Source organism: Variovorax sp. RKNM96, assembly GCF_017161115.1.
Taxonomy (GTDB): domain Bacteria; phylum Pseudomonadota; class Gammaproteobacteria; order Burkholderiales; family Burkholderiaceae_C; genus Variovorax.
Genome location: NZ_CP046508.1, coordinates 5,587,039 through 5,609,764, shown reverse-complemented (window position 1 = coordinate 5,609,764; position 22,726 = coordinate 5,587,039). Strand labels below are relative to the sequence as shown.

Genomic DNA, 22,726 nt, shown 5'->3' with positions numbered 1-22,726 from the left:
TCGATGTCCTCGTCTTCCGACCACAAGAACTGGCTGCTGGCCGCCGTTTGCCTCGCGGCGCTGGGCATGCCGCTGAGCTTCACCGGCCCGGCGGTGGTGCTGCCCGCGATCCGCGATGCGCTGGGCGGCAGCCCGGTGCAGTTGAACTGGGTGACCAACGCCTTCATGCTGAGCTTCGGCGCAACGCTGATGGCGGCGGGCGCGCTGGCCGACGCCTATGGGCGCAAGCGCGTCTTCCTGATGGGGCTCGCGGTGGTCGCGCTCAGCAGTTCGCTGCTGACGCTCGCGCCCGGCATCGTCGCCTTCGATCTCGCGCGCGCCCTGCAGGGGCTGGGTTCGGCGGCCGCGTTCGCGGCGGGCACGGCGGCGCTGGCGCAGGTGTTCGACGGCGCGGCGCGCACGCGGGCGTTCAGCTTCATCGGCACCTCCTTCGGCGTGGGGTTGTCGTGCGGCTCGATCCTCTCGGGCTGGCTTGCCGAAAGCTTCGGCTGGCAGTCGGTGATGTTGAGCCCGGGGGCGATCAGCCTTGTCGCGCTGTGCCTCGCCTCGCTGAGCATGCGCGAGTCGAGCAATCCGCATGCGATGGGGCTCGATGTGCCGGGCACGGTCACCTTCACTGCCGCGCTGACGCTGCTCACGCTCGGCGTGCTGCAGGCGCCCGACAGCGGGTGGGGCAGCCCGTGGGTGATCGGCGCGCTGGCCGGCGCGGCACTGATGGGCGCGGCCTTCGTCGCCATCGAGCGGCGCGTGGCGCATCCGATGCTCGACCTGACGCTGTTCCGCTTTCCGCGCTTTGTCGGCGTGCAACTGCTGGCTGCAGCGCCGGCCTATGGCTTTGTCGTACTGCTGGTGCTGCTGCCGATCCGCTTCATCGGGCTGGAAGGGCGCAGCGCGATGGAGGCGGGCGTGTTCATGTTCGCGCTCTCGGGGCCGATCCTCGTGGTGCCGACGCTCGCGGCGTCGCTTGCGCACCGGTTCTCGGCGGGCGTGATCTCGGCGGTGGGGCTGCTGGTGTGCGCGGTGGGGTTGCTCTGGCTCAGCTACTGCGCGCCGGGCACGCCGCTGCACGTGATCGTGTGGCCGCTGCTCTTGATCGGCGCGGGCATCGGCCTGCCCTGGGGGCTGATGGACGGGCTCGCGGTGAGCGTGGTGCCGCGCGAGCGGGCGGGCATGGCGTCGGGCATCTTCAACACGGTGCGGGTGGCGGGGGAGGGCATTGCGCTCGCGCTGGTCGGGGCGGGACTGACGGCGCTGGTCGCGCTGCAACTGGCGCGGCTACCGGCGCATCCCGGTGCGACATCGCAAGCGGCGCAGCGGGTGACAACGGGCGACCTGTCGCAGGCGCTCGCCCTGCTGCCGGGCGTGGACCGCGCGGCGCTGCTGCACGCCTACGGCGCGGCGTTCGGCACGCTGCTGTGCGTGCTGGCCGGCGTGACCGTGCTGACGGCGCTGGTGGTGTTCGTGTTCCTGCGTGGCGAAACGCACGCCGAAGCGGGCGCGGTGGCATTGGAGTCCTCAGCCTGTTGAACGCGCGTCTTGCTCCTTCCCCTCCCGGGGGAAGGCTGGGATGGGGGCACGCAGCCTTTGCAACCTCGCTGGTGCGTGATGCGCCGCGTGCCCCCACGCCAGCCCTCCCCCAGCGGGGGAGGGAGCCAATCCGGAGTCAGGGCTCCGCCGCCTCGAAGATGTCGCGCATCCACTGCGTGAACACGCGCACTCGCGACGACAGCTGGCGGTTCTGCGAATAGAGCACCGACACCGGCATCGGCGGCGGCGCGAAATCGGCCATCAGCACCTTCAGCCGGCCGTCCGCCAACTCGGCCGCCACGCGGTAGCGCGGCACCTGCACCAGCCCGAGCCCGGCGACCGACGAGCCCGTGTAGAGATCGGTGCCGGTCACCGAGACGGTCGCCGGCAGGTCCACGGTCGTCACCCGGCCATCGACCGTGAATTCGAGCGGCACCACCTTGCCCGTGCCGCTGGAGATGTAGTTGACCGCGCGGTGCGAGGCCAGCGCTTCCATGTTCTCCGGCTCGCCGTACTTCGCGAGGTACTCGGGGCTCGCGACCGTCACCTGCGGCAGCAGCGCGACGCGCCGCCCGACCATCGATGAATCCTGCAGCGTGCCTGCGCGCAGCACGCAATCGATGCCTTCGCGCACGAGGTCGACCAGCCGGTCGTCCTCGCCGATGTGCAGTTGCAGCTCGGGGTAGCGCGCAAGAAAACCGGGCAGCGCTGGCACCACGAAGTGCCGCGCGAGCGTGCCCTGCAGGTTCACGCGCAGCAGGCCCTTGGGCGCCTCGTTGCGGAACGATCCCTCGGCCTCTTCCATGTCGGCCAGCAGGCGCACGCAGCGGCGGTAGTAGGCCTCGCCGTCCTGCGTGAGCCGCACGGTGCGCGTGGTGCGCTCCAAGAGGCGCGTGCCGATGCGCTCTTCCATGCGCTTGATGAGCGTGGTGACCGTGGCGCGCGGGATCTGCAGGTCTTCGGAGGCCTGGGTGAAGCTCTGGCGCTCGGCGATGCGCACGAAGGCCTGCATTTCCTGGAAGCGGTCCATGGGGGTGCGCTTGCTGGCTATTGTTTGAGTAAATGGAATTGTATTGGCGATTAAGAGGTGATTATCTTTTGGTTGGAACGATCGATCATTCGTCTCACCAACCCACCACTGCAAAGGAATCGCACCATGACCACCACCCGCAACACCCAAGTCGCCATCGTCACCGGCGCATCGCGCGGCATCGGCGCCGCCGTCGCGCAGCGCCTCTCCAAGGACGGCTTCGCCGTCGCCGTCAACTACGCCTCGGGCTCGGCGCAGGCCGACGCGCTGGTCGCCGAACTCACGGCCGCCGGCGGCAAGGCCATCGCGGTCAAGGCCGACGTGGCCAGCGCCGACGAAGTGCGCGCCATGTTCGACACCGTCGAAGCGCAACTGGGCAAGGTCGACGTGCTGGTCAACAACGCCGGCGTGCTCAAGACGGTGCCGCTGGCCGACCACACCGACGCGCTCTACGACCAGACCTTCGACATCAACGTGCGCGGCACCTTCAACACGCTGCGCGAAGCCGCCACGCGGCTGAACGCGGGCGGGCGCATCGTCAATTTCTCAAGCACCACGCTCGCGCTGAACATGCCCGGCTACGCCATCTACAACGCCACCAAGGCGGCGGTCGAGGCCTTCACGCATGTGTTCGCCAAGGAACTGCGCGGTCGCAATGTCACGGTGAACGCCGTCGCGCCGGGCCCGATCGCCACTTCGCTGTTCCTCGACGGCAAGACCGAAGAACAGATCCAGGCCTTCGCCAAGATGCCGCCGCTGCAGCGCCTGGGCCAGCCCGAGGACATCGCCTCGGTGGTGTCGTTCCTGGCCGGCCCGGATGCGGGCTGGGTCAATGGCCAGATCCTGCGCGCCAATGGCGGCGTGGCCTGATTTTTCCGAAGCCCTCAAGGAGAAATCACCATGACCCAGCTTTCCACGCCCACGGCCGCCAAGGCCCCGCGCTTCTTCAGCCTCGCCTATTCGGCCTTCACGGTGGCCGCCGCCGTGGTCGCAGCCGCCGCCTCGGCGCTGGCCCTGGTGCTCGAACTGCCGGTCTGGGCGATGTTCGTGGGCTGGGTGGCGTTCTATACCCGCGGCGCCACCGCGCGCGATGGCGTGTTCAACCTCGTCTGCGTGAGCCTGGGCGTGCTCATCGGCAAGGGTGCGGCAGTGGCCATCGGCGCGCTGGCGCCGGTGATCGGCGCGGCGGCGCTGCCGCTCGCCGTGCTGGTGGTGGCGCTCGTCGTGGTGTCGCTGCGCGGTGTGCCGCGCTTCAACAACCTGCTGTGCTACTTCCTCGGCCTGATCGCGTTCTTCGCGATTCACCAGCCGCCTTCGCTCTCGCTGTTCGGCACGCTGGCCGGTGCAGTGGCCCTCGGTTCGTTCGCTGCGTGGGCGGCACATGCGCTGCAACGCCGCGTGCATTGAATTTCTTTCCCCTTCCGTTCCCTTCTGTCCTCACACATTCAATCAATCCAGGAGTTTCATCATGCAATCCATCGTTCTCGTCACAGGCGCCGGCACCGGCATCGGCAAGCTCACCGCCCAGTCGCTGGCCGAAGCCGGCCATGTGGTCTACGCGTCGATGCGCGACATCGCGGGCCGCAACAGTGGCCGCGCCGCCGAAATGCGCAGCTACGCCGCGGCCAAGGGCCTTCAGCTGCACCCGCTCGAACTCGACGTGCTCTCGCAGGAATCGGCCGATGCGGCCGCCGCCACCATCGTCCGCGAGCAGGGCCACATCGACGTGGTGATGCAGAACGCCGGCCATCTCGTGGTCGGGCCGACCGAGGCCTTCACGCCCGAGGAAATCATCAAGGTGTTCGACACCAACGTGCTCGGCGCCCAGCGCGTGAACCGCGCGGTGCTGCCGTACCTTCGGAAGCAAGAGTCCGGCCTCATGCTGTGGATCAGCAGCAGCACCACCAAGGGCGGCTTCCCGCCGTTCATGGGCCCGTACGGCGCGGCCAAGGCGGCGATGGATTCGCTGGCTGTCACGCTGGCCTACGAGATCGCGCGCTTCGGCATCGAGACCTCGATCATGGTGCCCGGCGCGTTCACCAAGGGCACCGACCACTTCCCGAGCGCCGGCAAGCCGGCCGACGCCGCCACCATGGCCGCCTACGGCCGCTACGACGGCGTGATGGACCGGATCGGCCAGAGCCTCTCGGCGCTGATGCCCGACGATGCCGATCCGCAGGCCGTGGCCGACGAGATCGTGCGCATCGTGGGCCTGCCGGCTGGCCAGCGCCCGATGCGCTCGGTGATCGACTTCGTGGGCGACGGCGCCAAGGAAGTGTTCGAGGTGTCGGAGCGCATGCGCATCGACTTCGCGCACCGCATCGGCATGGGCGATCTGCTCGAAGCGAAGATCAAGCGCTGAAGCGTCACGAAGAACCGGTAGGTCTTCCTGTCCAATAGCGGCATGGAACACCTACCGAACGACGTGACCGAGCGGCTGACCGAACTCGAGATCAAGTCCAGCTATGCCGACGACCTGCTGGAACAGCTGAACATGACAATCTATCGGCAACAGCAGCAGATCGACAGCCTGATCCAGCAGGTGGCGCACCTGCGGCAGCAGAGCCAGAACGCAGGACAGGACGGAGCCGCCCGCAACCTGCGCGACGAGCTACCGCCGCACTATTGAAAGAGAAAGCTCAGCCGTGCGAGTGCCAGAGCACGGCGAAGAAATGGCAGGTGCTGCCGGCCAGCACGAACAGGTGCCATACCGAATGGGCGAAGCGCACCTTGTTGTCGAACAGGAAGACGACGGCACCCGCGGTATAGAAGAGCCCGCCGGCCACGAGCCAGCCCAGCCCCGCCGGTGACATGCGCTCATAGAGCGGCACCGCCGCCATCAGCGCCATCCACCCCATCGCCACATAGAGCCCGGTCGACCACAGCGGATGCTGCAGCCGGTTGAACAGCTTGGCGCCCACGCCCAGCGCCGCCGCCGCGCAGATCGCGCCGAACAGCGTCCAACCCCACGGACCGCGCAGCACGCCGAACAGGAAGGGCATGTAGCTGCCCGCGATGAAGAGATAGATGGCCGCGTGATCCAGCCGGTTGAACCAGGCCTTGGCGCGGCCGATCGGCAGTGCGTGGTACAGCGTGGAGATCAGGTACAGCACGATGGCTGTGCCCGCGAAGAGCGAGACGCCGACCACGCTCGCGGCCTGGCCCTTCTGTGCGGCGCTATAGATCAGGATGGGCAGCGAGGCAATCGCCAGCAGCAGGCCGAGGCCGTGGCTCAGGGCGTTGAAGAGCTCTTCCATCCCGGTCTGGTCGCGCGCCGCAGAGGGCGGCTTCTTCGAATCGACGGGAAGGGGCTGCAGCTGCATGGATGGGCTATTCGTCATCAGGAACAGGACCTCGAGATTCGGTTTTGGTTCCGCAATCCACGCGAAACCGGCAGATCATGTTACTTGACCTGCTGTTTGCCGAGTTTGCGTGCCAATGTGCGCCGATGCATGCCGAGCCGGCGCGCGGTCTCGGAGATGTTGAAGCCGGTCTCGGCCAGCATCTCGTGGATGCGCTCCCATTCGAGCGTCTTGATCGAGGTCGAGCGGTTGGTCAGCTCCACCTCCGTGGTGCCGGCGGCGCGGCCGAAGGCGGCCTCGATGTCGTCGGTGTTCGAGGGCTTGGCCAGGTAGTGGCAGGCGCCCAGCTTGATGGCCTCCACCGCTGTGGCGATGCTGGCGAAGCCCGTGAGCACCACGATCAGCATCTTCGGGTTGTGCTGGTGCAGCATCTGCACGCAGGCCAGGCCCGAGGCCTCGCCGTTGAGCTTCAGGTCGACCACCGCATAGCCGGGCGACTGGTCGGGCGAGCGGGTTTCCAACAGCGCCTGGACCTCGTCGGCATTGCTCGCGTGCATCACCGCATAGCCGCGGCGCTCGAAGGAGCGGCTGAGCGTGCGCGCGAAGGCATCGTCGTCCTCGACGATCAGCAACTGGCGTTCGGCTTCGGCGGTTTCCGTCATGGTTTTCCGTTGGCAATGGGCTCGACCGGCGCGGCATCTTCTTCGTCGTCGGCTTCCTCTTCTTCCAGCACGATGGCCGCGAGCGGCAGCGTGACGGTCACGATCGCGCCGCCCTCGGGCCGGTTGCGCGCCGCGACGCGGCCGCCCAGGGTGCGCGCCACGTTGGCGACGAGGAACAGCCCGAGCCCGCCGCCCGGCCGGCCCTTGCTCGACTGGTAGGGCTTGCCGAATTCCTTGAGGATCGCCGGGAGGAACCCCGGGCCCGCGTCGGTGACGGTGATCGTGAGGTTGTCGGCATCGTGCGCCGCTTCCAGGCGCAGCCAGTGCGGCGATGCCTCCAGCGCGTTGTCGAGCACGTTGCAGATCATCTGCTTGAGCGCCGAGTCGGAGACCATGGGGAGGTCTTGTCCGAACCGGTTGTCGTAGTCGAACTCTTCCACCGGGCGCGTGGTGCGCCACTCTTGCACGAGGTCGTCGAGGAAGGTGCTCACCGTGGTTTCTTCGGACGACTCGCCGCGCGCCTCGCCGGCCGACAGGAGGATGCCGCTCACGATGCTCTTGCAGCGCTGGATCTGCAGTTCCATCTCGGCCACCTCGGTCAGCAGTTCGGGGTCGGAGCTGAAGTGCGGCAGCCGGCGCCAGTCGCCCAGGATCACCGCCAGCGTGGCGAGCGGCGTGCCCAGCTCGTGCGCCGCACCCGAGGCGAGCAGGCCCATGCGCACGATGTGTTCTTCCTCGGACGCGCGCTGGCGCAGGTCGGCCAGCCGCGCATCGCGTGCGCGCAGGTTGCCGCTGATGCGGGTGATGAAGATCACCAGCAGCGCCGCATTGAGCGCGAAGCACACCAGCATGCCCTGGATGTAGGGGCTCCAGAGGCCCCGGTGGTGGTCCAGCGGCAGCGCGAGCGGGCGCGAGAAGAGCGCCAGCCCGGCGAAGCACAGGCTGGTGATGACTACGATGGTCCAGGTCGACCAGGCCTTCAGCAGCACCGCGCCCAGGATCACCTGCAGCAGGTAGAGAAAGACGAAGGGGTTGGTGGCACCGCCGCTCAGGTAGAGCTGCGCCGTGAGCGTGGCCACGTCGACCAGCAGCGCCAGGAACAGCTCGCCGTTGGTCACCCGGCGATGGGTGCGCGAGCGCAGCAGGCTCACCATGTTGAAGAGCGCCAGGCAGGTGAGCACCTGCAGCATGTTGTCCAGCGGCAGCCGGATGCCGAAGCCGTAGTGCACCACCAGGATGGTGGCCACCTGCCCGACCACCGCGAACCAGCGCAGCTGGATCAGCTGCTGCATGTTCTTGTGGCCGGTGGCGTTGTCCAGGCTCGCCACGCCGGCGCGGGGGGCGTGCAGCTCGCCCGCGACTGCGGCCACGGCTTCAGTCGCGGCGCGCATCGGGGCGGGGGTGGGTGTCGGCATGGGCCGCATTTTCACCGCTGCCGCCGGAGGCCCTTCGGGCGCGCCTCTGCCCGTCGCGCCAGACGAACCAGGCGCCGCCCAGCACCATCAGCGCGAGGCCGTACCAGGTGAGGGCGTAGACCAGGTGGCTGTTGGGAAAGGCAATGACCGTGAGGCCGCGCACGGGATAGTCGGCCGTCTCGGGCGAGAGCGACGGATCGGCCTCGGCATCGACGAAATAGGGCGCTGCGTTGTCGAGTCCGCGTGCGGCCGCGATGGCCTGCACGTCGCGCGAGAACCAGCGGTCGGCGGCGGGGTCGTTCTTGCGGAGGAACCCGCCCTTGGGCTCGGTGATGCGCAGGAGGCCGGCGACGGCGACCTCGCCCTTCGCCTCGGTGGCCGCGCGGCTCGTTCGCTCGCGTGCCTCTGGCGGTACGAAGCCGCGATTGATCAGCACCACGGTGCCATCGGCCGAACGCAGCGGCGTCAGCACCCAGAAGCCGGCGCCGAGCCGGGTGCTGGCCTGGGTCAGGGTTTCCTTGTCGTGCAGGAAGGTGCCGGTGACGCGCACATGGCGGTATTCGTCGTCGGCTGCGTTGACCTGTGGCCAGGCGGCACGCGCGGGGGGCTCGGCGGCCGGGGCATGCACGCGCTGGTCGACGCGGGCGATGAGATCGAGCTTCCAGGCCCTGCGCTCGACCTGCCAGGTGCCGAGCGCGAAGAAGCCGGCAAAGGCCAGCACCGCGCAGACCGCCAGTGCCACCCGGGCAGCCGCGGAGCGCGGGCGGCCGGCCGGTGTGTTGTTGTGGCTGAGGTGGTCTGGCGCGGGGAGCGTCAAGGCATGTTCTTCATGTCGTGCACCGACATCGGCATCATGTTGGTGTTCATGTGGTACATGACCCAGAGCGATCCGGCCAGCGTGATGACGACGAGCACGATCGTGAAGATCAGCGCCAGCATGTTCCACCCGCTCTCGGACTTGGCGTCCATGTGCAGGAAATAGATCATGTGGACCACGATCTGCACCGCGGCAAAGCCCAGGATGATGAGCGAGGTGGTGTTCGCGCTCGGGAACACCTTGCCCATGACGAGCCAGAAGGGAATCGCGGTCAGGACCACGGCCAGCACGAAGCCGGTCATGTAGCCCTTGAAGGTGCTGTGGCTCACGGGGCCATCGTCGTGATGGTCGTCGTGCCCATCGTGTGCGCCATGGCCGTGCGCGGCGGTGTCGGTGTGGGCGCTCATGCCATCGATCCCATCAAATACACGAAAGTGAAGACGCCGATCCAGACGACGTCCAGGAAGTGCCAGAACATCGACAGGCACATCAGGCGGCGGCGGTTCGCGGCGGTGAAGCCGTGCTTGGGCAACTGGATCATCAGCACGATGAGCCAGATGATGCCGAAGCTCACGTGCAGGCCGTGGGTGCCCACCAGTGCGAAGAACGACGACAGGAACGCGCTGCGCTGCGGACCCGCGCCTTCGTGCAGCAGGTGCGCGAATTCATAGAGTTCGAGGCCGATGAAGCCCGCGCCCAACAGGCCCGTGATGGCCAGCCACACGAGCACGCCGCCCATGCGCTTCTTCTGCATCTCGAGCATCGCGAAGCCGTAGGTGATCGACGACAGCAGCAGCAGCGAGGTGTTGATCGCCACCAGCGGCAGGTCGAACAGGTCGGCGCCCGAAGGGCCGGCCGCGTAGTTGCGGCCCAGCACGCCGTACACCGCGAAGAGGCACGCGAAGATGAGGCAGTCGCTCATCAGGTAGAGCCAGAAACCCAGCAGCGTGCCGTTCTCCGGGTGGTGGTCGTTGCCGACGTGGAACAGCTCGAACACGGGCGGCTTGCCCGTCTGGTCGCTGTGCGCATGCACGCCCGCGGGCGTCTGGAGAGCGGTGGTGTCAGACATGGGCGGCTCCCAGCAGGCGGGTGCGTTCGCCTTCGGTGCGGACCACATCCTCAGCGGGGATGTAGTAGTCGCGCTTGTAGTTGAAGGTATGGATGATCACGGCGGCCAGCATGGAAACGAAGCCGATGCCCGCCACGAGCCACATCTGCCAGATCAGCGCGAAGCCGCACACCGCAGCCAGGGCCGCGATGATGAAGCCGGCGCTGGTGTTCTTGGGCATGTGGATCGGGGTGAAGCCTTCCAGCGGACGCTCGTAGCCGCGGCGCTTCATGTCGGTCCAGGCATCGTTGTCGTGGATGCGCGGGGTGAACGCGAAGTTGTAGGCCGGCGGCGGCGAGGAGGTCGACCATTCGAGCGTGCGGCCGTTCCACGGGTCGCCCGTGGTGTCGCGCAGCGAATCGCGGCGGATGTAGCTCACCACCAGCTGGATGATGAAGGACGCGATGCCCAGCGCGATCAGCACCGCGCCGAAGGCGGCGATCTGGAACCAGATCTGCAGCGACATGTCCTGGAAGTGGCTCATGCGGCGGGTGACGCCCATCAGGCCCAGGATGTACAGCGGCATGAAGGCGAACCAGAAGCCGATGATCCAGAACCAGAACGAGCACTTGCCCCAGAACGGATCGAGCTTGTAGCCGAAGGCCTTCGGGTACCAGTAGGTGATGCCCGCCAGCATGCCGAACAGCACGCCGCCGATGATCACGTTGTGGAAGTGGGCGATCAGGAACAGGCTGTTGTGCAGCACGAAGTCGGCCGGGGGAACGGCCAGCAGCACGCCGGTCATGCCGCCGATCACGAAGGTGATCATGAAGCCGATGGTCCACATCATCGGCAGCTCGTAGCGGATGCGGCCGCGGTACATGGTGAAGAGCCAGTTGAAGATCTTCGCGCCCGTCGGAATCGAGATGATCATCGTCGTGATGCCGAAGAACGAATTCACGCTGGCACCCGAGCCCATGGTGAAGAAGTGGTGCAGCCACACGAGGTACGAGAGGATCGTGATCACGACCGTGGCGTACACCATCGAGGCGTAGCCGAAGAGGCGCTTGCCCGAGAAGGTGGAGACCACTTCCGAGAAGATGCCGAAGGCCGGCAGGATCAGGATGTACACCTCGGGGTGGCCCCAGATCCAGATCAGGTTCACGTACATCATGGCGTTGCCACCCAGGTCGTTCGTGAAGAAGTTGGTGCCGACGTAGCGGTCGAGCGACAAGAGGGCCAGCACGGCGGTCAGCACCGGGAAGGCAGCCACGATCAGCACGTTGGTGCAGAGGGCGGTCCAGGTGAAGACGGGCATCTTCATCATCGTCATGCCGGGCGCGCGCATCTTCACGATGGTGGCCAGCAAGTTGACGCCAGAGAGCAAGGTACCTACCCCCGCTATCTGCAACGACCATATGTAGTAGTCGACCCCCACGTCCGGACTGAACAGGATGCCCGACAGCGGCGGATACGCCAGCCAGCCGGTCTTGGCGAACTCGCCGACGAACAGCGACGCCATCACGAGGCCCGCGCCGAAGGTGGTCATCCAGAAGCTGAAGTTGTTCAGGAACGGGAAGGCCACGTCGCGCGCGCCGATCTGCAGCGGCACCACGAAGTTCATGAGGCCCGTGACCAGCGGCATCGCCACGAAGAAGATCATGATCACGCCGTGGGCAGTGAAGACCTGGTCGTAGTGGTGCGGCGGCAAAAAGCCTGCGTTGTCGCCGAAGGCGAAGGCCTGCTGGGCCCGCATCATGATGGCGTCGGAGAAGCCGCGAAGCAGCATCACCAACCCAAGGATGATGTACATGATGCCGATCTTCTTGTGGTCGATGCTGGTGATCCAGTCGCGCCACAGAACGCCCCACACCTTGAAGTAGGTGATCGCGCCCAGGAGAGCGATGCCGCCGAGCACGACGGCGATGAAGGTCACGAGCAGGATGGGCTCGTGAAAGGGAATCGCCTCCCAGGTGAGGCGGCCGAAGACGAGCTTCGTCAGGTCAAGGTTCGCAAGCATCGTCATTCTTCGGTGGTGCACATCGCCGTGACGTATTGACGCTTGGGCGAGTTGAGGGTGTCGGGTTGCCAGCTCTGCATGGTGGCGACGTTGTAGGCGCCGGGCTTGCCCAGGCCGCCGTCGGCGTCGATGGCCATCATCTGGCTCATGCACATCTTGTTGCGGTCGACGCAGCGGTTGAGGATGGCGTTGTACAGGTCGGCGTCGACGGTGGCGTAGTGGCGCACGGGCTCGCGTTCGCTCGGCACTTCGAGCTTCATGTAGCCCTCGCGGGTGAGCTCGCCTTCCTTGGAGGTCTTGGCCTTCTCGACCCACTTGTCGAAGTCGTCCTTGTTCAGGCCGTGGAACTTGAAGCGCATGCCCGAGAAGCCCGCGCCGCTGTAGTTGGCCGAGAAGCCTTCGAATTCGCCCGGCTTGTTGATCACCGCGTGCAGCTTGGTCTCCATGCCCGGCATGGCGTAGATCTGGCCGGCCAGCGCAGGGATGAAGAAGGAGTTCATCACCGAGGAGGCGGTGATCTTGAAGCTGATCGGCACGTCCACCGGCGCGGCCAGTTCATTCACCGTGGCGATGCCCTGCTCGGGGTAGATGAAGAGCCACTTCCAGTCGAGCGCCACCACTTCGACCACCAGCGGCTTGGTCTCGGGCGAGATCTGGCGCTTGGCGTCCAGGCGGCTCAAGGGACGGTACGGGTCGAGCGTGTGGGTGCTGATCCAGGTGATCGCGCCGAGCGCGATGATGATCAGCAGCGGCGCGGCCCAGATCGCGAGTTCGAGCTGGGTGGAGTGGTCCCAGTCGGGGCTGTAGGTGGCCTCCTTGTTCGACTGGCGGTAGCGCCAGGCGAAGAAGATGGTCAGTGCGATCACCGGGATGATGATGATCAGCATCAGCACCGTGGAGACGACGATGAGTCGGCCCTGCTGGTTGGCGATGTCGCCGGAGGGGTTCATGAGCACCGTGTTGCATCCCGCCAGCAAGGCGAGGGGAAGCAAGACGAGCCATCGGCGAAGGGAGTGGAGGGTGGGCATGCCGAAGAGAAAGAAAGAGGTGCGTGGGCTGCGCAAAGACTCCACAATCTACGACCAAAGGTTCCCGCCGCCTATTGGACGTTTTGTCCTATGGCGGGAATCCCCGTTCGGTGAGACGCTTGGAGCCTCTGTTCAATGGTCTACCTTTGTCACTGCCGGTGACACCCGAATTACAAAACGCAATGACGACGACGTCCAGCATCAGTCCGCAAGGCGCACAGCCTGTGCCGAACACGTCCGGAAACGGCGCCAGCCAGGGCAATGCCGATCACTCGCACATCGCCCCGGGCGAGATCGCGGTCGGCGTGATCATCGGCCGCGCTTCCGAGTATTTCGACTTCTTCGTCTACGGCATCGCCTCGGTGCTGGTGTTTCCGTACGTATTCTTCCCGTTCGAGCAGCGCCTGGAGGGAATCCTCTACGCGTTCGTGGTCTTCTCGTTCGCCTTCATTGCACGACCGTTCGGAACTGTCATCTCGATGGCGATCCAGCGACGATTCGGGCGCGAAACCAAGCTGACCATCGCGCTGTTCCTGCTGGGCACGTCCACGGCCGGCATCGCGTTCCTCCCGGGTTACGAGAGCATCGGGTTCACGGCGATCGTGCTGCTGTCGGTGTTCCGCTTCTGCCAGGGCCTGGCGCTCGGCGGCTCGTGGGACGGCCTGCCGTCGCTCTTGGCGCTGAACGCGCCGCCGAACCGCCGCGGCTGGTACGCCATGCTGGGCCAGCTGGGCGCGCCCATCGGCTTCTTCATTGCCAGCGCGCTGTTCGCCTACCTCTACGCGAGCCTGTCGATCAAGGAATTCCTCGACTGGGGCTGGCGCTACACCTTCTACGTGGCCTTCGCAATCAACGTGGTGGCACTGTTTGCGCGCCTTCGCCTGGTGGCCACCGAAGAGTATTCGCGCCTGCTCGAAGAGCGCGAACTGCAGCCCACCAGCGTGGTCGAGCTGACCCGCTCGCAGGGGGCCAACCTGCTGATCGGCGCGTTCGCAGCCCTGGCCAGCTATGCACTGTTCCACCTGATCACCGTGTTCCCGCTCTCGTGGATCACGCTGTACTCCGACCAGTCGATCACCGAGTTCCTGGTGGTGCAGATGATCGGCGCGGTGTTCTGCGCCGGCGGCATCGTGGCCTCGGGCGTGATCGCCGACCGCGTGGGACGCCGTTTCACTTTGGGCGGCCTGGCCGCGCTGATCGCGGTGTTCAGCGGTTTCGCCCCCACGCTGCTCGACGGCGGCCGCCTCGGGCAGGACGTGTTCATCCTGCTGGGCTTCGTGCTGCTGGGTCTCTCGTACGGCCAGGCCGCAGGTGCCGTGACCTCGAACTTCGAACCCAAGTACCGCTACACCGGCGCGGCGCTCACGGCCGACCTGGCCTGGCTGATCGGCGCCGCGTTCGCTCCGCTGGTGGCGCTCGGGTTGTCGGCGCACTTCGGGCTGGCGTACGTCAGCGTCTACCTGCTCTCGGGCGCGGCCGGCACGCTGGCAGCACTGGGGTTGAACCGGGCGCTGGTGCGCGACTGAGCGGCGGACTGCCGACGTTCTCGACAAGGGGCCTTCGGGCCCCTTTTTCTTTTCTGATGGCATCGCGCGCTGGCTTAGGATCGCTCCATGTTTGCCGCCGCCATCTTCGACATGGACGGGCTTCTCATCGATTCGGAGCGGCCCATCATGGCCGCCTGGATCGAGGCGGCCCGCACGCTCGACATCGAGCTTTCGCACACGCAGTACCTGCAGGTCGTCGGCCTCGCCACAGTCGAGTCCGAGGTGATCCTCGGCGCGCTGCTCGGCGGGCCCGAGGCCTACCGGCATGCGATCGCGCATGTGCGCAAGCGGCTGCAGCTGGAGCGCTCCGATGGCACGCCGCTCTTTCCCATCAAGCCCGGCGCGGCCGAGTTCCTGACCGCATTGCGCCAGCGCGGCACGCGTTGCGCGGTGGCTTCGTCGTCAACCAGTGGGCAGATCCAGGCCTGCCTCGGCAGCCTCGACGTGCTCCATCACTTCGATGCTTTCGCGGGCGGTGACGAGGTGGCACGCGCCAAGCCCGATCCGGCGCTCTACCTGCTCGCGGCCTCGCGCCTGGGCGTGGATCCGTCGCAATGCATCGCCTTCGAGGACAGCGAGAACGGCGCCAAGGCCGCGCTGGCGGCGGGACTGCGGGTCGTGATCGTGCCGGACCTCAAGCACCCGCCCGCGTCGATCATCGAGCAAGCCTTTCACGTGCTCGACTCGCTGCACGATGCGACGGCGCACCTGCCGCGCTGGTTCCCCGGCGAACTGGTGCGGCCATGACCATCAAGATCGGCACCCTGTGTCATGTCGTCGACAGCTGCCTCGCATCGCCGATGACCGAGCGCGCGGTCGGCCGCATCGTGGAGGTGGTCTCCGCACCCTATGAAGCGCCCGGCGAGCGCTATCTGCCCGGCACCTACTACGACGTGCTGTTCGAGGGCTGGACCTTCTACTGCCGCAGCGACAAGCTCGTGCCCATCTCCGATCCCGATGCCGACGTGGGCAGTTGGGAAGACGAGTTCATCGACGTTCCAGCGAACTCGGCTCAGAGCACTTCGTCGCGCAACTGCGGGAACACCTTCGAGACTTTGGCGAGCAGGTAGTCGCCGTAGCGGCCGCTGAAGGCGTGCACGTTGGCGCGGTCCCAGCGTTCGGCGCTGTCGTCGAGCGCTTGCGCACCCGCAAGGCCTTCGATGCGCTGCACGCGCGCCTCGAAATTCGGATCGAAGAACAGCGGAAACGACAACCGGTCGCGCCCCGAGGTGTTGCGCTTCACGCGGTGCGGCGTCGATTTGTAGAGCCCGCCGGTCATGCGGTCGAGCATGTCGCCGATGTTGCAGACGAAGGAGCCTGCAATCGGCGGCGCGTCGATCCAGCCGCCCGGCGTGTGCACCGCAAGGCCGCCGACGTTGTCCTGGTGGAGGATGGTGAGCAGGCCGTAGTCGGTGTGCTCGCCGACGCCCCATTGCACGTCGAGCCCTTCGGGCACGGGCTGCGAGGGGTAGTTGAAGAGGCGAAACAGGATGAGCGGGTCCGCGGTGTAGCGCTCGGCGAAATACGTGACCGGCAGGCCGAGGCTCAGCGCGATGCCCTCCATCAGCCGATGGCCGAGCTGCGTCACCGCAGCCATGTAGTCGAGGATGGTTTCGCGGAACCCCGGCACATCGGGGAAGAGGTTCGGCCCATGCACCGGCGTCTTCGCCAACACCAACGGATGCGCGGCGGGCAATTCGGTGCCGAGGTACAGGCCTTCCTTCCAGTCGGGCCGGCCCGAAGTCAGCTCGCCGCCGAGCGGGAAGAAGCCGCGCCATGCGCGCCCGCCGAGGGCCATGCGCCACTGCATCTTGGTTTCTTCGGGCAGGTCGAAGAATCGGTGGCTCAGGTCTTCGAGCCGCTGCACCAGCGCGGCATCGACGCCGTGGCCCGTGACGTAGAAGAAGCCGTGCGCGCGGCAGGCGGCGCCGATCTGCGCGGCCACCGCATCGCGACCAGCCGTGCCGGCCACGAGCGGCGCAACGTCGATCAGGGGAAGGGATGTGTAGCTCATGCGTCTCTCGAGAAAGGCGAGCGGATGTCGGACAGGAACTGCTGCGCACGCGGATGCTGCGGCCGGTTGAAGAAGTCGTCGGGCGTCGCACGCTCGAGCACCTTGCCCTCGTCCATGAAGATCACGCGGTCGGCCACCTCGCGCGCGAAGCCCATCTCGTGCGTGACGCAGACCATGGTCATGCCGTCGCGCGTGAGGTCGCGCATCACCAGCAGCACCTCGCCGACCATCTCGGGATCGAGCGCGCTGGTGGGTTCATCGAACAGCATCAGCGGCGGCTGCATCGCAAGGGCGCGTGCAATCGCCACGCGCTGCTGCTGGCCGCCCGAGAGTTCGCTGGGCCACGCATTGGCCTTGTTCGCGAGGCCCACGCGGTGCAGCAGCGCCATCGCGCGCTCCTCGGCGTCCTTGCGCGTAAGGCCGCGCAATTGCATGGGTGCCATCGTGCAGTTCTGCAGCACCGTGAGATGCGGGAAAAGGTTGAACTGCTGGAACACGAAGCCGATGCGCGAGCGGAACGCGTTCACGTCGGTGCCGGGGGCGTGGATGTCCTGGCCCTCGAAGAGGATGCGGCCCGACTGGATCGGCTCCAGCCGGTTGAAGGTGCGGATCAGCGTCGACTTGCCCGAGCCCGAGGGCCCGCACACCACGACGACCTCGCCCTTGTGGATGGTCTCGTTGATGTCGACCAGGGCCTGGTAGCTGCCGTACCACTTGTTGACGTTCTGCAGTTCGATCATGCGGACACCTTGGGGGCCGAAGCGGAAGTGGAGGCGATGGTGGACATGCCGCGGCGCGCGAGCCGGCGCTCCAGCCAGTAGGCGAAGCGCGACAGGCCGAAGCAAAGAATGAAGTACGTGCCGCCCAATATCAGGTAGATCTGTGCCGGCTTGGTGAACACCTGCGTGTTGATCTGCGTCGCGATGAACGACACCTCCGCCAGGCCGATGATGTAGCCGAGTGAGGTCTCCTTGATGGTCGAGACGAACTGGTTCACCAGCGAGGGCAGCATGCTGCGCAGCGCCTGCGGCAGCACCACGAGGCGCATCGCGCGGAAGTAGCTCAGGCCCAGCGCACGGGCCGTTTCCATCTGCCCGCGCGGCAGGCCCTGGATGCCGGCGCGCACGATCTCGGCGAGGTAGGCGGCATCGAAGATCACGAGCGCGATCAGCATGGTGGTGAACTGGTCGGTCTTCACGCCCGTCACGCTGGGCAGGAAGAAGTAGGCCCAGAAGATCACCATCAGCAGCGGCAGGCCGCGCACCACGAACACGAAGCCCGTGACGGGCCAGCGCAGCCAGCGCCATGGGCTCACGCGCGCCAGGCCCAGCACGATGCCCAGCGGCAGCGCGAGCACCAGCCCGCACGAGGCCAGCAGCAGCGTGAGCACCAGCCCGCCGAGCGGACCGTTCGGGTACTGCCCGATGAGGAAGTAGACCCAGTAGTCGTTGATGATCTGAAGCATCGCGTCGCCGTCCTCAGATCGTCCGCACCGGGAAGCGGTGGTGGTACCAGGTCGCCAGGCCCGTGATGGCCAGCGACACGCTCAGGTATGCCGCGCTCGCGAAAGCGAACGACTCGAAGCTGCGGAAGGTCGCGCTCTCGACCTGACCGGCCTGGTACATGAGCTCGGCCACGCCGATCACCGTGGCGATCGAGGTGTTCTTCCAGAGGCTCAGCGTTTGCGAGATGAGCGGCGGCACCGTGATGCGCAGCGCCTGCGGCAGCACCACGCGGCGCATGGTGTCCAGGAAGCCGAAGCCCAATGCGCGGCCGGCCTCGAACTGCACGGTGGGAATCGCGCGGATGCCGCTGCGGATGTCTTCCGCCATGAAGGCGGCCGTGTAGAGCGCGAGCGCGACGATGGCGCTGTAGGCCTCGATGTGCCCCGCATAGAGCCACTGCTTGATGCCGTCGGGCAGCAACTCGGGCGCGCCGAAATACCAGAAGAGCATGTGCGCAAGCAGCGGGATGTTGCGAATCGATTCCACGTACGCGAAGCCCAGCCAGCGCAGCGGCGCGAGCGGCGACAGGCGCAGGAGCGCCACCACCAGCGCGATGGGCAGCGCGAGCACGAGCGAGGCGGCCAACAGCTGCAGCGAGAGCAGGAGGCCCGCGACGAGCATGTCGTGGTACTTGCCGGTCAGCAGCAAGGAATAGTCGAACAGGGGCATGGGGGGCGACAGTATCACCGTCGCGAGGGATTGACTCCCTCCCCTTCCGGGGGGGGGTCGGGGTGGGGGCTCGACGGCGATCGATGCGCCGCGGCTTGTTCAAAGGCCGCTGGCCCCCATCCCGGCCTTCCCCCGGAAGGGGAAGGAGAAATGCAAAGGCAGGCTCAGTCGATCTTGTCCGATTCGAACTTGAAGTCGCGCGTCTGGAAGCCCGATGCGGTGTCCGGGCCGTACCACTTCACGAAGATCTTCTGCGCTTCGCCCGACTTCTCGAGTTCGCGCAGCGTGTCGTCCACCACGGCCTTCAGGCCGCTCTCGCCCTTCTTGATGCCGATGGCCAGCGCCTCGGTGCTCAGGTTCTGCTTGAGCACCACGTACTGCGCCTTCGCCGGGCCGAGCTTGGCGTAGCTGCGCAGCAGCGCGGCCTCGTCGTCGACGTAGCCGACGCCCTTGCCTTGCTGCAGCGCCTGGAAGGCCTGCTGGCTCGTGTCGAAGGTCACGACCTCGGCGGTGGGCACGGCCTTGCGGATGTTCGGCTCCTGCGTGCCGCCGCGGATGGTCAGCACCTTCTTGCCGCCCAGCTGCGGGATGTCGGTGATGCCGCTGTCCTTCTTCACGATGGCCTTCTGGCCGGTCACGAAGGTGGTGAGCGAGAAGTCGATCTGCGCCTCGCGCTCCTTGTTGTGCGTGAGGCCGGCGGCCACCAGGTCCACGTGGCCCTGCTGCAGTTCGGGAATGCGCGCGGCCACCGCGATCTGCTTGAGCACCGGCTTCACGCCGATCTTCTTGGCGATGGCGTTCACCAGGTCGACTTCGTAGCCGACGATCTGGCGCGTCTTCGGGTCGACGAAGGTGGCGGGCTCGTCGGTGCCGAGCACGCCGACCACGAGCTCGCCCTTCTTCTTGATGTCGGCGAGCTGGTCCGCGTGGGCGACGGTGCCCAAGAGGAAGGTGGAGGCGGCGAGGGCCGCGGCGAGCAGGGTGTGGCGCATGGTTGTTCTCTCTCCGGTTGGAAATCAGGGCCGAACCATATCAATAAAACCTCAGATTATTAAATCGTCAATCGACATATGCATATGGCGCGTATGGGATGCCTTCGCGACGGGCTGGGTTAAATTCGCGGGCTTCCCCCGGCATCACATCAGCGAGGTCTTCATGATCATCAAACCGCGCGTGCGCGGCTTCATCTGCGTCACGACCCATCCCACGGGCTGCGAAGCCAATGTCAGGCAGCAGATCGAGCACGTCCTGGCCCAAGGCCGGATCGCGGGAGGACCGAAGAAGGTGCTCGTCATCGGCGCATCGACCGGCTACGGCCTGGCCGCGCGCATCACTGCGGCCTTCGGCAGCGGCGCCGACACGCTCGGCGTGTTCTTCGAGCGGCCCGGCAGCGAGACCAAGCCTGCCTCGCCCGGCTGGTACAACACCGCGGCCTTTCATCGCGCGGCAGCGGAAGAAGGCCTCTATGCGAAGAGCATCAACGGCGACGGCTTCTCCGACGACGTGAAGCAGAAGACCATCGACGCGATCCGCGCAGACATGGGCCAGGTCGACCTCGTCGTCTACAGCCTGGCTGCGCCGCGACGCACGCATCCGAAGACCGGCCAGGTCTTCAACTCGACGCTCAAGCCCATCGGCAAGGCCGTCACGCTGCGCGGCCTCGACACCGACAACGAGGTCGTCAAGGAAACCGTGCTGGAGCCCGCCACGCAGGAGGAGATCGACAACACCGTTGCCGTGATGGGCGGCGAGGACTGGCAGATGTGGATCGATGCGCTGCAAGACGCGGGCGTGCTGGCCGATGGCGCGAAGACCACTGCCTTCACCTACCTGGGCGAGCAGATCACGCACGACATCTACTGGAACGGCTCCATCGGCGCCGCCAAGAAGGACCTCGACCAGAAGGTGCTCGGCATTCGCGCCGGCCTGGCCGCGAAGGGCGGCGATGCGCGCGTCTCGGTGCTCAAGGCGGTCGTGACGCAGGCGAGCTCGGCCATTCCGATGATGCCGCTGTACCTGTCGCTCCTCTTCAAGGTGATGAAGGAGAAGGGCACGCACGAGGGCTGCATCGAGCAGGTCCATGGCCTCTTTGCCGAGAGCCTCTACGGCCCCACGCCGCACCTGGACGACGAAGGGCGCCTGCGCGCGGACTACAAGGAACTGGCCCCCGACGTGCAGGCGCGGGTGGTGGAACTCTGGCCCCAGGTCACGAGCGAGAACATCCACGAACTCACCGATTTCGCGGGCTACAAGACCGAGTTCCTGCGCCTCTTCGGCTTTGCGGTCGAAGGCGTGGACTACGAGGCGGACGTGAATCCCGATGTGGGCATTCCGAACCTCGTGCAGGCCTAGAAACGCCCAGAGGGATACTCCCGCCCATGCAGATTCAAGAAAAGCCGCCCGCCGGCACGCCCTTCGAGTGGATCGGCGGCGAACCGAAGGTGGAGGCGCTGGTCGAGCGCTTCTACGACCTGATGGACCTCGAGCCCGCCTACGCGCAACTGCGCGCCGTGCACGGCACCAGCCTCGACAACGCGCGCCAGCGCCTCTTCTGGTTCTTGTGCGGCTGGCTCGGCGGCCCGCAGCACTACACCGATCGCTTCGGCCATCCGATGCTGCGTGCGCGCCACCTGCCGCAGAGCATCGGCGGCCACAGCATCGGCATCAAGGAGCGCGACCAGTGGCTCGCCTGCATGGACCAGGCGATGGGCGAGACCGGCGTGCCTGACGACTTGCGCGCAAGGCTGCGCACCTCGTTCTTCCAGACTGCCGACTGGATGCGAAACCGTGGCGAATAGCGGCGAATAAAAACAGACACCGACTCCGAAAGAATTTCCCTCATGAATCCCATCGTCATCATCGGCGGCGGCCACGCCGCGGCCCAGCTCTGCGCCGGCCTCGCCGAAGCCGGGCAGGGCGCGCGCGTGCACCTGGTCTGCGAAGAGGCCTGCGAGCCGTACCACCGGCCGCCGCTGTCCAAGGCATTTCTCAAGAGCGCCGAAGAAACCACGCAGCCGCACAAGGCCGCCGACTGGTACCGCGAAGCGGGCATCACGCTGCACCTGGGCGATGCGGCCGTGGCCATCGACCGCGAGGCGCACACCGTCACGCTGCGCTCGGGCGCCGTGCTGCCGTGGGAGCGGCTGGTGCTCGCGACCGGCACGCGCGCACGCCAGATGCCCGATCTGAAGCAGGGGCTCGAGAACGTCGCGAGCCTGCGTGCCGCCGACGAGGCGCATCGCCTGCGCGAGCGGCTTACAGGTGCGCAGCACGTCACGGTGCTCGGTGGCGGCTTCATCGGCCTCGAAGTGGCGGCCACCGCCAAGGCGCTCGGCAAGAGCGTGCAGGTGATCGAGAGTGCGCCGCGCCTCCTGGGCCGCGCCGTGTCGCCTGAGCTGTCGGCGCATGTGCTCGCGACGCATCGCGCCGCGGGCATCGACATCGTGCTCGGCGCTCAGACCGGTGCGTTCGAGGTCGAGGGCGATCGGTTGGTATCGGTCCAGGTCAACGGCGTGAAGCAACCGGTCGACCTGCTGCTGCTCGGCATCGGCGCCGTGCCCGAGACCGCACTCGCGCAAGCCGCGGGCATCGAGTGCGCCGACGGCATCGTGGTCGACGGCCACATGCAGACCAGCGCGGCCGACGTGCTCGCCGTGGGCGACTGCACGCGCTTCCCCGATCGCCGCGCGGGCCGCGCACTGCGGCTCGAATCGGTGCAGAACGCGAATGACCAGGCGCGCACCGCGGTCGCCACGCTGACCGGTGCCGCGCGCACGCACGATGCGGTTGCGTGGTTCTGGTCCGACCAGGGCGGCATGCGGCTGCAGATGGTGGGCCTGATGCCGGCCGAAGGCACGCCGGGTTTGACGAGCGTGCGCCGCCCCGGTCCCAAGCCGGGAGCTTTCTCGCTGTTCCACTATGTCGACGGGCAATTGGTGTGCGTCGAATCGGTCAACGCGCCGGTCGATCACATGATGAGCCGCAAGCTCCTCGAAGCGGGTCGCAGCCCCGACGCGGTGGCGATTGCGGATGCGGCGATTCCGCTGAAGAACCACTTGGCATAGCGTATGACCCCCTCCCCCGCTGGGGGAGGGTTGGGGTGGGGGCACGACGGCCTTGCTTCAGACACGGCGCTTGTTCGA

The 22,726-nt window shown here is 66.8% G+C and carries 25 protein-coding genes; 11 read left to right on the top strand and 14 right to left on the bottom strand.

Annotated features, from left to right (window positions below):
• The first annotated feature begins 3 nt into the window (after positions 1-3).
• On the top strand, positions 4-1,527 hold the full coding sequence (locus GNX71_RS25975) for an MFS transporter (protein ID WP_206175089.1): 1,524 nt from the start codon (positions 4-6) through the stop codon (positions 1,525-1,527).
• 136 nt (positions 1,528-1,663) lie between these two features.
• Here GNX71_RS25975 and GNX71_RS25970 read toward each other — a convergent pair whose 3' ends face one another.
• Positions 1,664-2,557 carry a LysR family transcriptional regulator gene (locus GNX71_RS25970; RefSeq protein WP_206175088.1) on the bottom strand — a complete coding sequence of 298 codons (894 nt, stop codon included), beginning with the start codon at positions 2,555-2,557 and terminating at the stop codon, positions 1,664-1,666.
• Between the two features lie 126 nt (positions 2,558-2,683).
• Between GNX71_RS25970 and GNX71_RS25965 the strand changes: the two genes are divergently transcribed.
• From GNX71_RS25965 to GNX71_RS25950, 4 genes are all read left to right on the top strand, one after another.
• The gene (locus tag GNX71_RS25965) at positions 2,684-3,427 is read left to right on the top strand and encodes an SDR family oxidoreductase (protein ID WP_206175087.1); all 744 of its coding nucleotides are present in this window, start codon (positions 2,684-2,686) and stop codon (positions 3,425-3,427) included.
• 30 nt (positions 3,428-3,457) lie between these two features.
• Positions 3,458-3,964: a DUF1097 domain-containing protein gene (locus tag GNX71_RS25960; protein WP_206175086.1), complete on the top strand. Its 507-nt coding sequence runs from the start codon at positions 3,458-3,460 to the stop codon at positions 3,962-3,964.
• 61 nt (positions 3,965-4,025) lie between these two features.
• Positions 4,026-4,919 carry an SDR family oxidoreductase gene (locus GNX71_RS25955; RefSeq protein WP_206175085.1) on the top strand — a complete coding sequence of 298 codons (894 nt, stop codon included), beginning with the start codon at positions 4,026-4,028 and terminating at the stop codon, positions 4,917-4,919.
• Between the two features lie 42 nt (positions 4,920-4,961).
• The gene (locus GNX71_RS25950) at positions 4,962-5,186 is read left to right on the top strand and encodes a SlyX family protein (protein ID WP_206175084.1); all 225 of its coding nucleotides are present in this window, start codon (positions 4,962-4,964) and stop codon (positions 5,184-5,186) included.
• Between the two features lie 10 nt (positions 5,187-5,196).
• Here the strand turns inward: GNX71_RS25950 and GNX71_RS25945 are convergent, their stop codons facing one another.
• The 8 genes from GNX71_RS25945 to cyoA form a co-directional block, all read right to left on the bottom strand.
• Positions 5,197-5,880 (bottom strand): hemolysin III family protein, encoded by a 684-nt coding sequence (locus tag GNX71_RS25945; protein ID WP_206175083.1) that lies wholly within the window; start codon positions 5,878-5,880, stop codon positions 5,197-5,199.
• 80 nt (positions 5,881-5,960) lie between these two features.
• Positions 5,961-6,521: a response regulator transcription factor gene (locus GNX71_RS25940; RefSeq protein ID WP_206175082.1), complete on the bottom strand. Its 561-nt coding sequence runs from the start codon at positions 6,519-6,521 to the stop codon at positions 5,961-5,963.
• Positions 6,518-7,912, bottom strand: coding sequence for an ATP-binding protein (locus GNX71_RS25935; RefSeq protein ID WP_206179689.1), 1,395 nt, complete (start codon positions 7,910-7,912; stop codon positions 6,518-6,520). The genes GNX71_RS25940 and GNX71_RS25935 overlap by 4 nt, the downstream gene beginning before the upstream one ends.
• Positions 7,896-8,753 carry an SURF1 family protein gene (locus tag GNX71_RS25930; RefSeq protein WP_206175081.1) on the bottom strand — a complete coding sequence of 286 codons (858 nt, stop codon included), beginning with the start codon at positions 8,751-8,753 and terminating at the stop codon, positions 7,896-7,898. Before GNX71_RS25930 ends, GNX71_RS25935 begins: the two co-directional genes overlap by 17 nt.
• On the bottom strand, positions 8,750-9,160 hold the full coding sequence (cyoD, locus tag GNX71_RS25925) for a cytochrome o ubiquinol oxidase subunit IV (RefSeq protein WP_206175080.1): 411 nt from the start codon (positions 9,158-9,160) through the stop codon (positions 8,750-8,752). The genes GNX71_RS25930 and cyoD overlap by 4 nt, the downstream gene beginning before the upstream one ends.
• Positions 9,157-9,822: a cytochrome o ubiquinol oxidase subunit III gene (gene cyoC / locus GNX71_RS25920; protein WP_206175079.1), complete on the bottom strand. Its 666-nt coding sequence runs from the start codon at positions 9,820-9,822 to the stop codon at positions 9,157-9,159. Before cyoC ends, cyoD begins: the two co-directional genes overlap by 4 nt.
• The gene (gene cyoB / locus GNX71_RS25915; RefSeq protein WP_206175078.1) at positions 9,815-11,821 is read right to left on the bottom strand and encodes a cytochrome o ubiquinol oxidase subunit I; all 2,007 of its coding nucleotides are present in this window, start codon (positions 11,819-11,821) and stop codon (positions 9,815-9,817) included. The genes cyoC and cyoB overlap by 8 nt, the downstream gene beginning before the upstream one ends.
• 2 nt (positions 11,822-11,823) lie before the next feature.
• Positions 11,824-12,849: a ubiquinol oxidase subunit II gene (cyoA, locus tag GNX71_RS25910; protein ID WP_206175077.1), complete on the bottom strand. Its 1,026-nt coding sequence runs from the start codon at positions 12,847-12,849 to the stop codon at positions 11,824-11,826.
• A 182-nt stretch (positions 12,850-13,031) separates the two neighbouring features.
• On the opposite strand from cyoA, the gene GNX71_RS25905 reads away from it, so the two are divergent.
• The 3 genes from GNX71_RS25905 to GNX71_RS25895 all read left to right on the top strand — a co-directional run bounded on the left by GNX71_RS25905 (position 13,032) and on the right by GNX71_RS25895 (position 15,466).
• On the top strand, positions 13,032-14,375 hold the full coding sequence (locus GNX71_RS25905; RefSeq protein ID WP_206175076.1) for an MFS transporter: 1,344 nt from the start codon (positions 13,032-13,034) through the stop codon (positions 14,373-14,375).
• Between the two features lie 87 nt (positions 14,376-14,462).
• The gene (locus GNX71_RS25900; RefSeq protein WP_206175075.1) at positions 14,463-15,143 is read left to right on the top strand and encodes an HAD family phosphatase; all 681 of its coding nucleotides are present in this window, start codon (positions 14,463-14,465) and stop codon (positions 15,141-15,143) included.
• Entirely contained in the window at positions 15,140-15,466 is a 327-nt protein-coding gene (locus GNX71_RS25895; protein ID WP_206175074.1) for a hypothetical protein, read from the top strand. The genes GNX71_RS25900 and GNX71_RS25895 overlap by 4 nt, the downstream gene beginning before the upstream one ends.
• On the opposite strand, the gene GNX71_RS25890 is transcribed toward GNX71_RS25895, so the two are convergent.
• The 5 genes from GNX71_RS25890 to GNX71_RS25870 form a co-directional block, all read right to left on the bottom strand.
• A complete protein-coding gene (locus GNX71_RS25890; protein ID WP_206175073.1) occupies positions 15,409-16,410 on the bottom strand; it encodes an isopenicillin N synthase family oxygenase in 1,002 nt (333 codons plus the stop codon). The two genes, GNX71_RS25895 and GNX71_RS25890, sit on opposite strands and share 58 nt — an antisense overlap.
• Positions 16,407-17,150, bottom strand: a complete 744-nt coding sequence (locus GNX71_RS25885) for an amino acid ABC transporter ATP-binding protein (RefSeq protein WP_206175072.1) — start codon at positions 17,148-17,150, stop codon at positions 16,407-16,409. Before GNX71_RS25885 ends, GNX71_RS25890 begins: the two co-directional genes overlap by 4 nt.
• Positions 17,147-17,875 carry an amino acid ABC transporter permease gene (locus GNX71_RS25880; protein WP_206175071.1) on the bottom strand — a complete coding sequence of 243 codons (729 nt, stop codon included), beginning with the start codon at positions 17,873-17,875 and terminating at the stop codon, positions 17,147-17,149. Before GNX71_RS25880 ends, GNX71_RS25885 begins: the two co-directional genes overlap by 4 nt.
• Before the next feature lie 13 nt (positions 17,876-17,888).
• A complete protein-coding gene (locus GNX71_RS25875) occupies positions 17,889-18,584 on the bottom strand; it encodes an amino acid ABC transporter permease (RefSeq protein ID WP_206175070.1) in 696 nt (231 codons plus the stop codon).
• 164 nt (positions 18,585-18,748) lie between these two features.
• Positions 18,749-19,576, bottom strand: a complete 828-nt coding sequence (locus tag GNX71_RS25870; RefSeq protein WP_206175069.1) for an ABC transporter substrate-binding protein — start codon at positions 19,574-19,576, stop codon at positions 18,749-18,751.
• Positions 19,577-19,739: 163 nt separating this feature from the next.
• Here GNX71_RS25870 and fabV point away from each other — a divergent pair, with 163 nt between their 5' ends.
• From fabV to GNX71_RS25855, 3 genes are read left to right on the top strand one after another with little or no spacing between them, the layout of a single operon-like run.
• Positions 19,740-20,936, top strand: a complete 1,197-nt coding sequence (gene fabV, locus GNX71_RS25865) for an enoyl-ACP reductase FabV (RefSeq protein ID WP_206175068.1) — start codon at positions 19,740-19,742, stop codon at positions 20,934-20,936.
• A gap of 26 nt (positions 20,937-20,962) precedes the next feature.
• Positions 20,963-21,382, top strand: a complete 420-nt coding sequence (locus GNX71_RS25860; protein ID WP_093437920.1) for a group II truncated hemoglobin — start codon at positions 20,963-20,965, stop codon at positions 21,380-21,382.
• A 42-nt stretch (positions 21,383-21,424) separates the two neighbouring features.
• On the top strand, positions 21,425-22,648 hold the full coding sequence (locus GNX71_RS25855) for an FAD-dependent oxidoreductase (protein WP_206175067.1): 1,224 nt from the start codon (positions 21,425-21,427) through the stop codon (positions 22,646-22,648).
• Positions 22,649-22,726: the final 78 nt, after the last annotated feature.

What these genes read in the sequence shown, in the direction of transcription:
- fabV (WP_206175068.1), top strand. Translation starts at nt 19,740, where the DNA reads ATGATCATCAAACCGCGCGTGCGCGGCTTCATCTGCGTCACGACCCAT.
- GNX71_RS25965 (WP_206175087.1), top strand. Translation starts at nt 2,684, where the DNA reads ATGACCACCACCCGCAACACCCAAGTCGCCATCGTCACCGGCGCATCG.
- GNX71_RS25860 (WP_093437920.1), top strand. Translation starts at nt 20,963, where the DNA reads ATGCAGATTCAAGAAAAGCCGCCCGCCGGCACGCCCTTCGAGTGGATC.
- GNX71_RS25885 (WP_206175072.1), bottom strand. Translation starts at nt 17,150, where the DNA reads ATGATCGAACTGCAGAACGTCAACAAGTGGTACGGCAGCTACCAGGCC.
- GNX71_RS25935 (WP_206179689.1), bottom strand. Translation starts at nt 7,912, where the DNA reads ATGCGCGCCGCGACTGAAGCCGTGGCCGCAGTCGCGGGCGAGCTGCAC.
- cyoB (WP_206175078.1), bottom strand. Translation starts at nt 11,821, where the DNA reads ATGCTTGCGAACCTTGACCTGACGAAGCTCGTCTTCGGCCGCCTCACC.
- cyoD (WP_206175080.1), bottom strand. Translation starts at nt 9,160, where the DNA reads ATGAGCGCCCACACCGACACCGCCGCGCACGGCCATGGCGCACACGAT.
- GNX71_RS25880 (WP_206175071.1), bottom strand. Translation starts at nt 17,875, where the DNA reads ATGCTTCAGATCATCAACGACTACTGGGTCTACTTCCTCATCGGGCAG.
- GNX71_RS25875 (WP_206175070.1), bottom strand. Translation starts at nt 18,584, where the DNA reads ATGCCCCTGTTCGACTATTCCTTGCTGCTGACCGGCAAGTACCACGAC.
- GNX71_RS25960 (WP_206175086.1), top strand. Translation starts at nt 3,458, where the DNA reads ATGACCCAGCTTTCCACGCCCACGGCCGCCAAGGCCCCGCGCTTCTTC.
- GNX71_RS25905 (WP_206175076.1), top strand. Translation starts at nt 13,032, where the DNA reads ATGACGACGACGTCCAGCATCAGTCCGCAAGGCGCACAGCCTGTGCCG.
- GNX71_RS25970 (WP_206175088.1), bottom strand. Translation starts at nt 2,557, where the DNA reads ATGGACCGCTTCCAGGAAATGCAGGCCTTCGTGCGCATCGCCGAGCGC.
- GNX71_RS25955 (WP_206175085.1), top strand. Translation starts at nt 4,026, where the DNA reads ATGCAATCCATCGTTCTCGTCACAGGCGCCGGCACCGGCATCGGCAAG.
- cyoA (WP_206175077.1), bottom strand. Translation starts at nt 12,849, where the DNA reads ATGCCCACCCTCCACTCCCTTCGCCGATGGCTCGTCTTGCTTCCCCTC.
- GNX71_RS25870 (WP_206175069.1), bottom strand. Translation starts at nt 19,576, where the DNA reads ATGCGCCACACCCTGCTCGCCGCGGCCCTCGCCGCCTCCACCTTCCTC.
- GNX71_RS25940 (WP_206175082.1), bottom strand. Translation starts at nt 6,521, where the DNA reads ATGACGGAAACCGCCGAAGCCGAACGCCAGTTGCTGATCGTCGAGGAC.
- GNX71_RS25945 (WP_206175083.1), bottom strand. Translation starts at nt 5,880, where the DNA reads ATGCAGCTGCAGCCCCTTCCCGTCGATTCGAAGAAGCCGCCCTCTGCG.
- GNX71_RS25890 (WP_206175073.1), bottom strand. Translation starts at nt 16,410, where the DNA reads ATGAGCTACACATCCCTTCCCCTGATCGACGTTGCGCCGCTCGTGGCC.
- GNX71_RS25975 (WP_206175089.1), top strand. Translation starts at nt 4, where the DNA reads ATGTCCTCGTCTTCCGACCACAAGAACTGGCTGCTGGCCGCCGTTTGC.
- GNX71_RS25895 (WP_206175074.1), top strand. Translation starts at nt 15,140, where the DNA reads ATGACCATCAAGATCGGCACCCTGTGTCATGTCGTCGACAGCTGCCTC.
- cyoC (WP_206175079.1), bottom strand. Translation starts at nt 9,822, where the DNA reads ATGTCTGACACCACCGCTCTCCAGACGCCCGCGGGCGTGCATGCGCAC.
- GNX71_RS25855 (WP_206175067.1), top strand. Translation starts at nt 21,425, where the DNA reads ATGAATCCCATCGTCATCATCGGCGGCGGCCACGCCGCGGCCCAGCTC.
- GNX71_RS25950 (WP_206175084.1), top strand. Translation starts at nt 4,962, where the DNA reads ATGGAACACCTACCGAACGACGTGACCGAGCGGCTGACCGAACTCGAG.
- GNX71_RS25900 (WP_206175075.1), top strand. Translation starts at nt 14,463, where the DNA reads ATGTTTGCCGCCGCCATCTTCGACATGGACGGGCTTCTCATCGATTCG.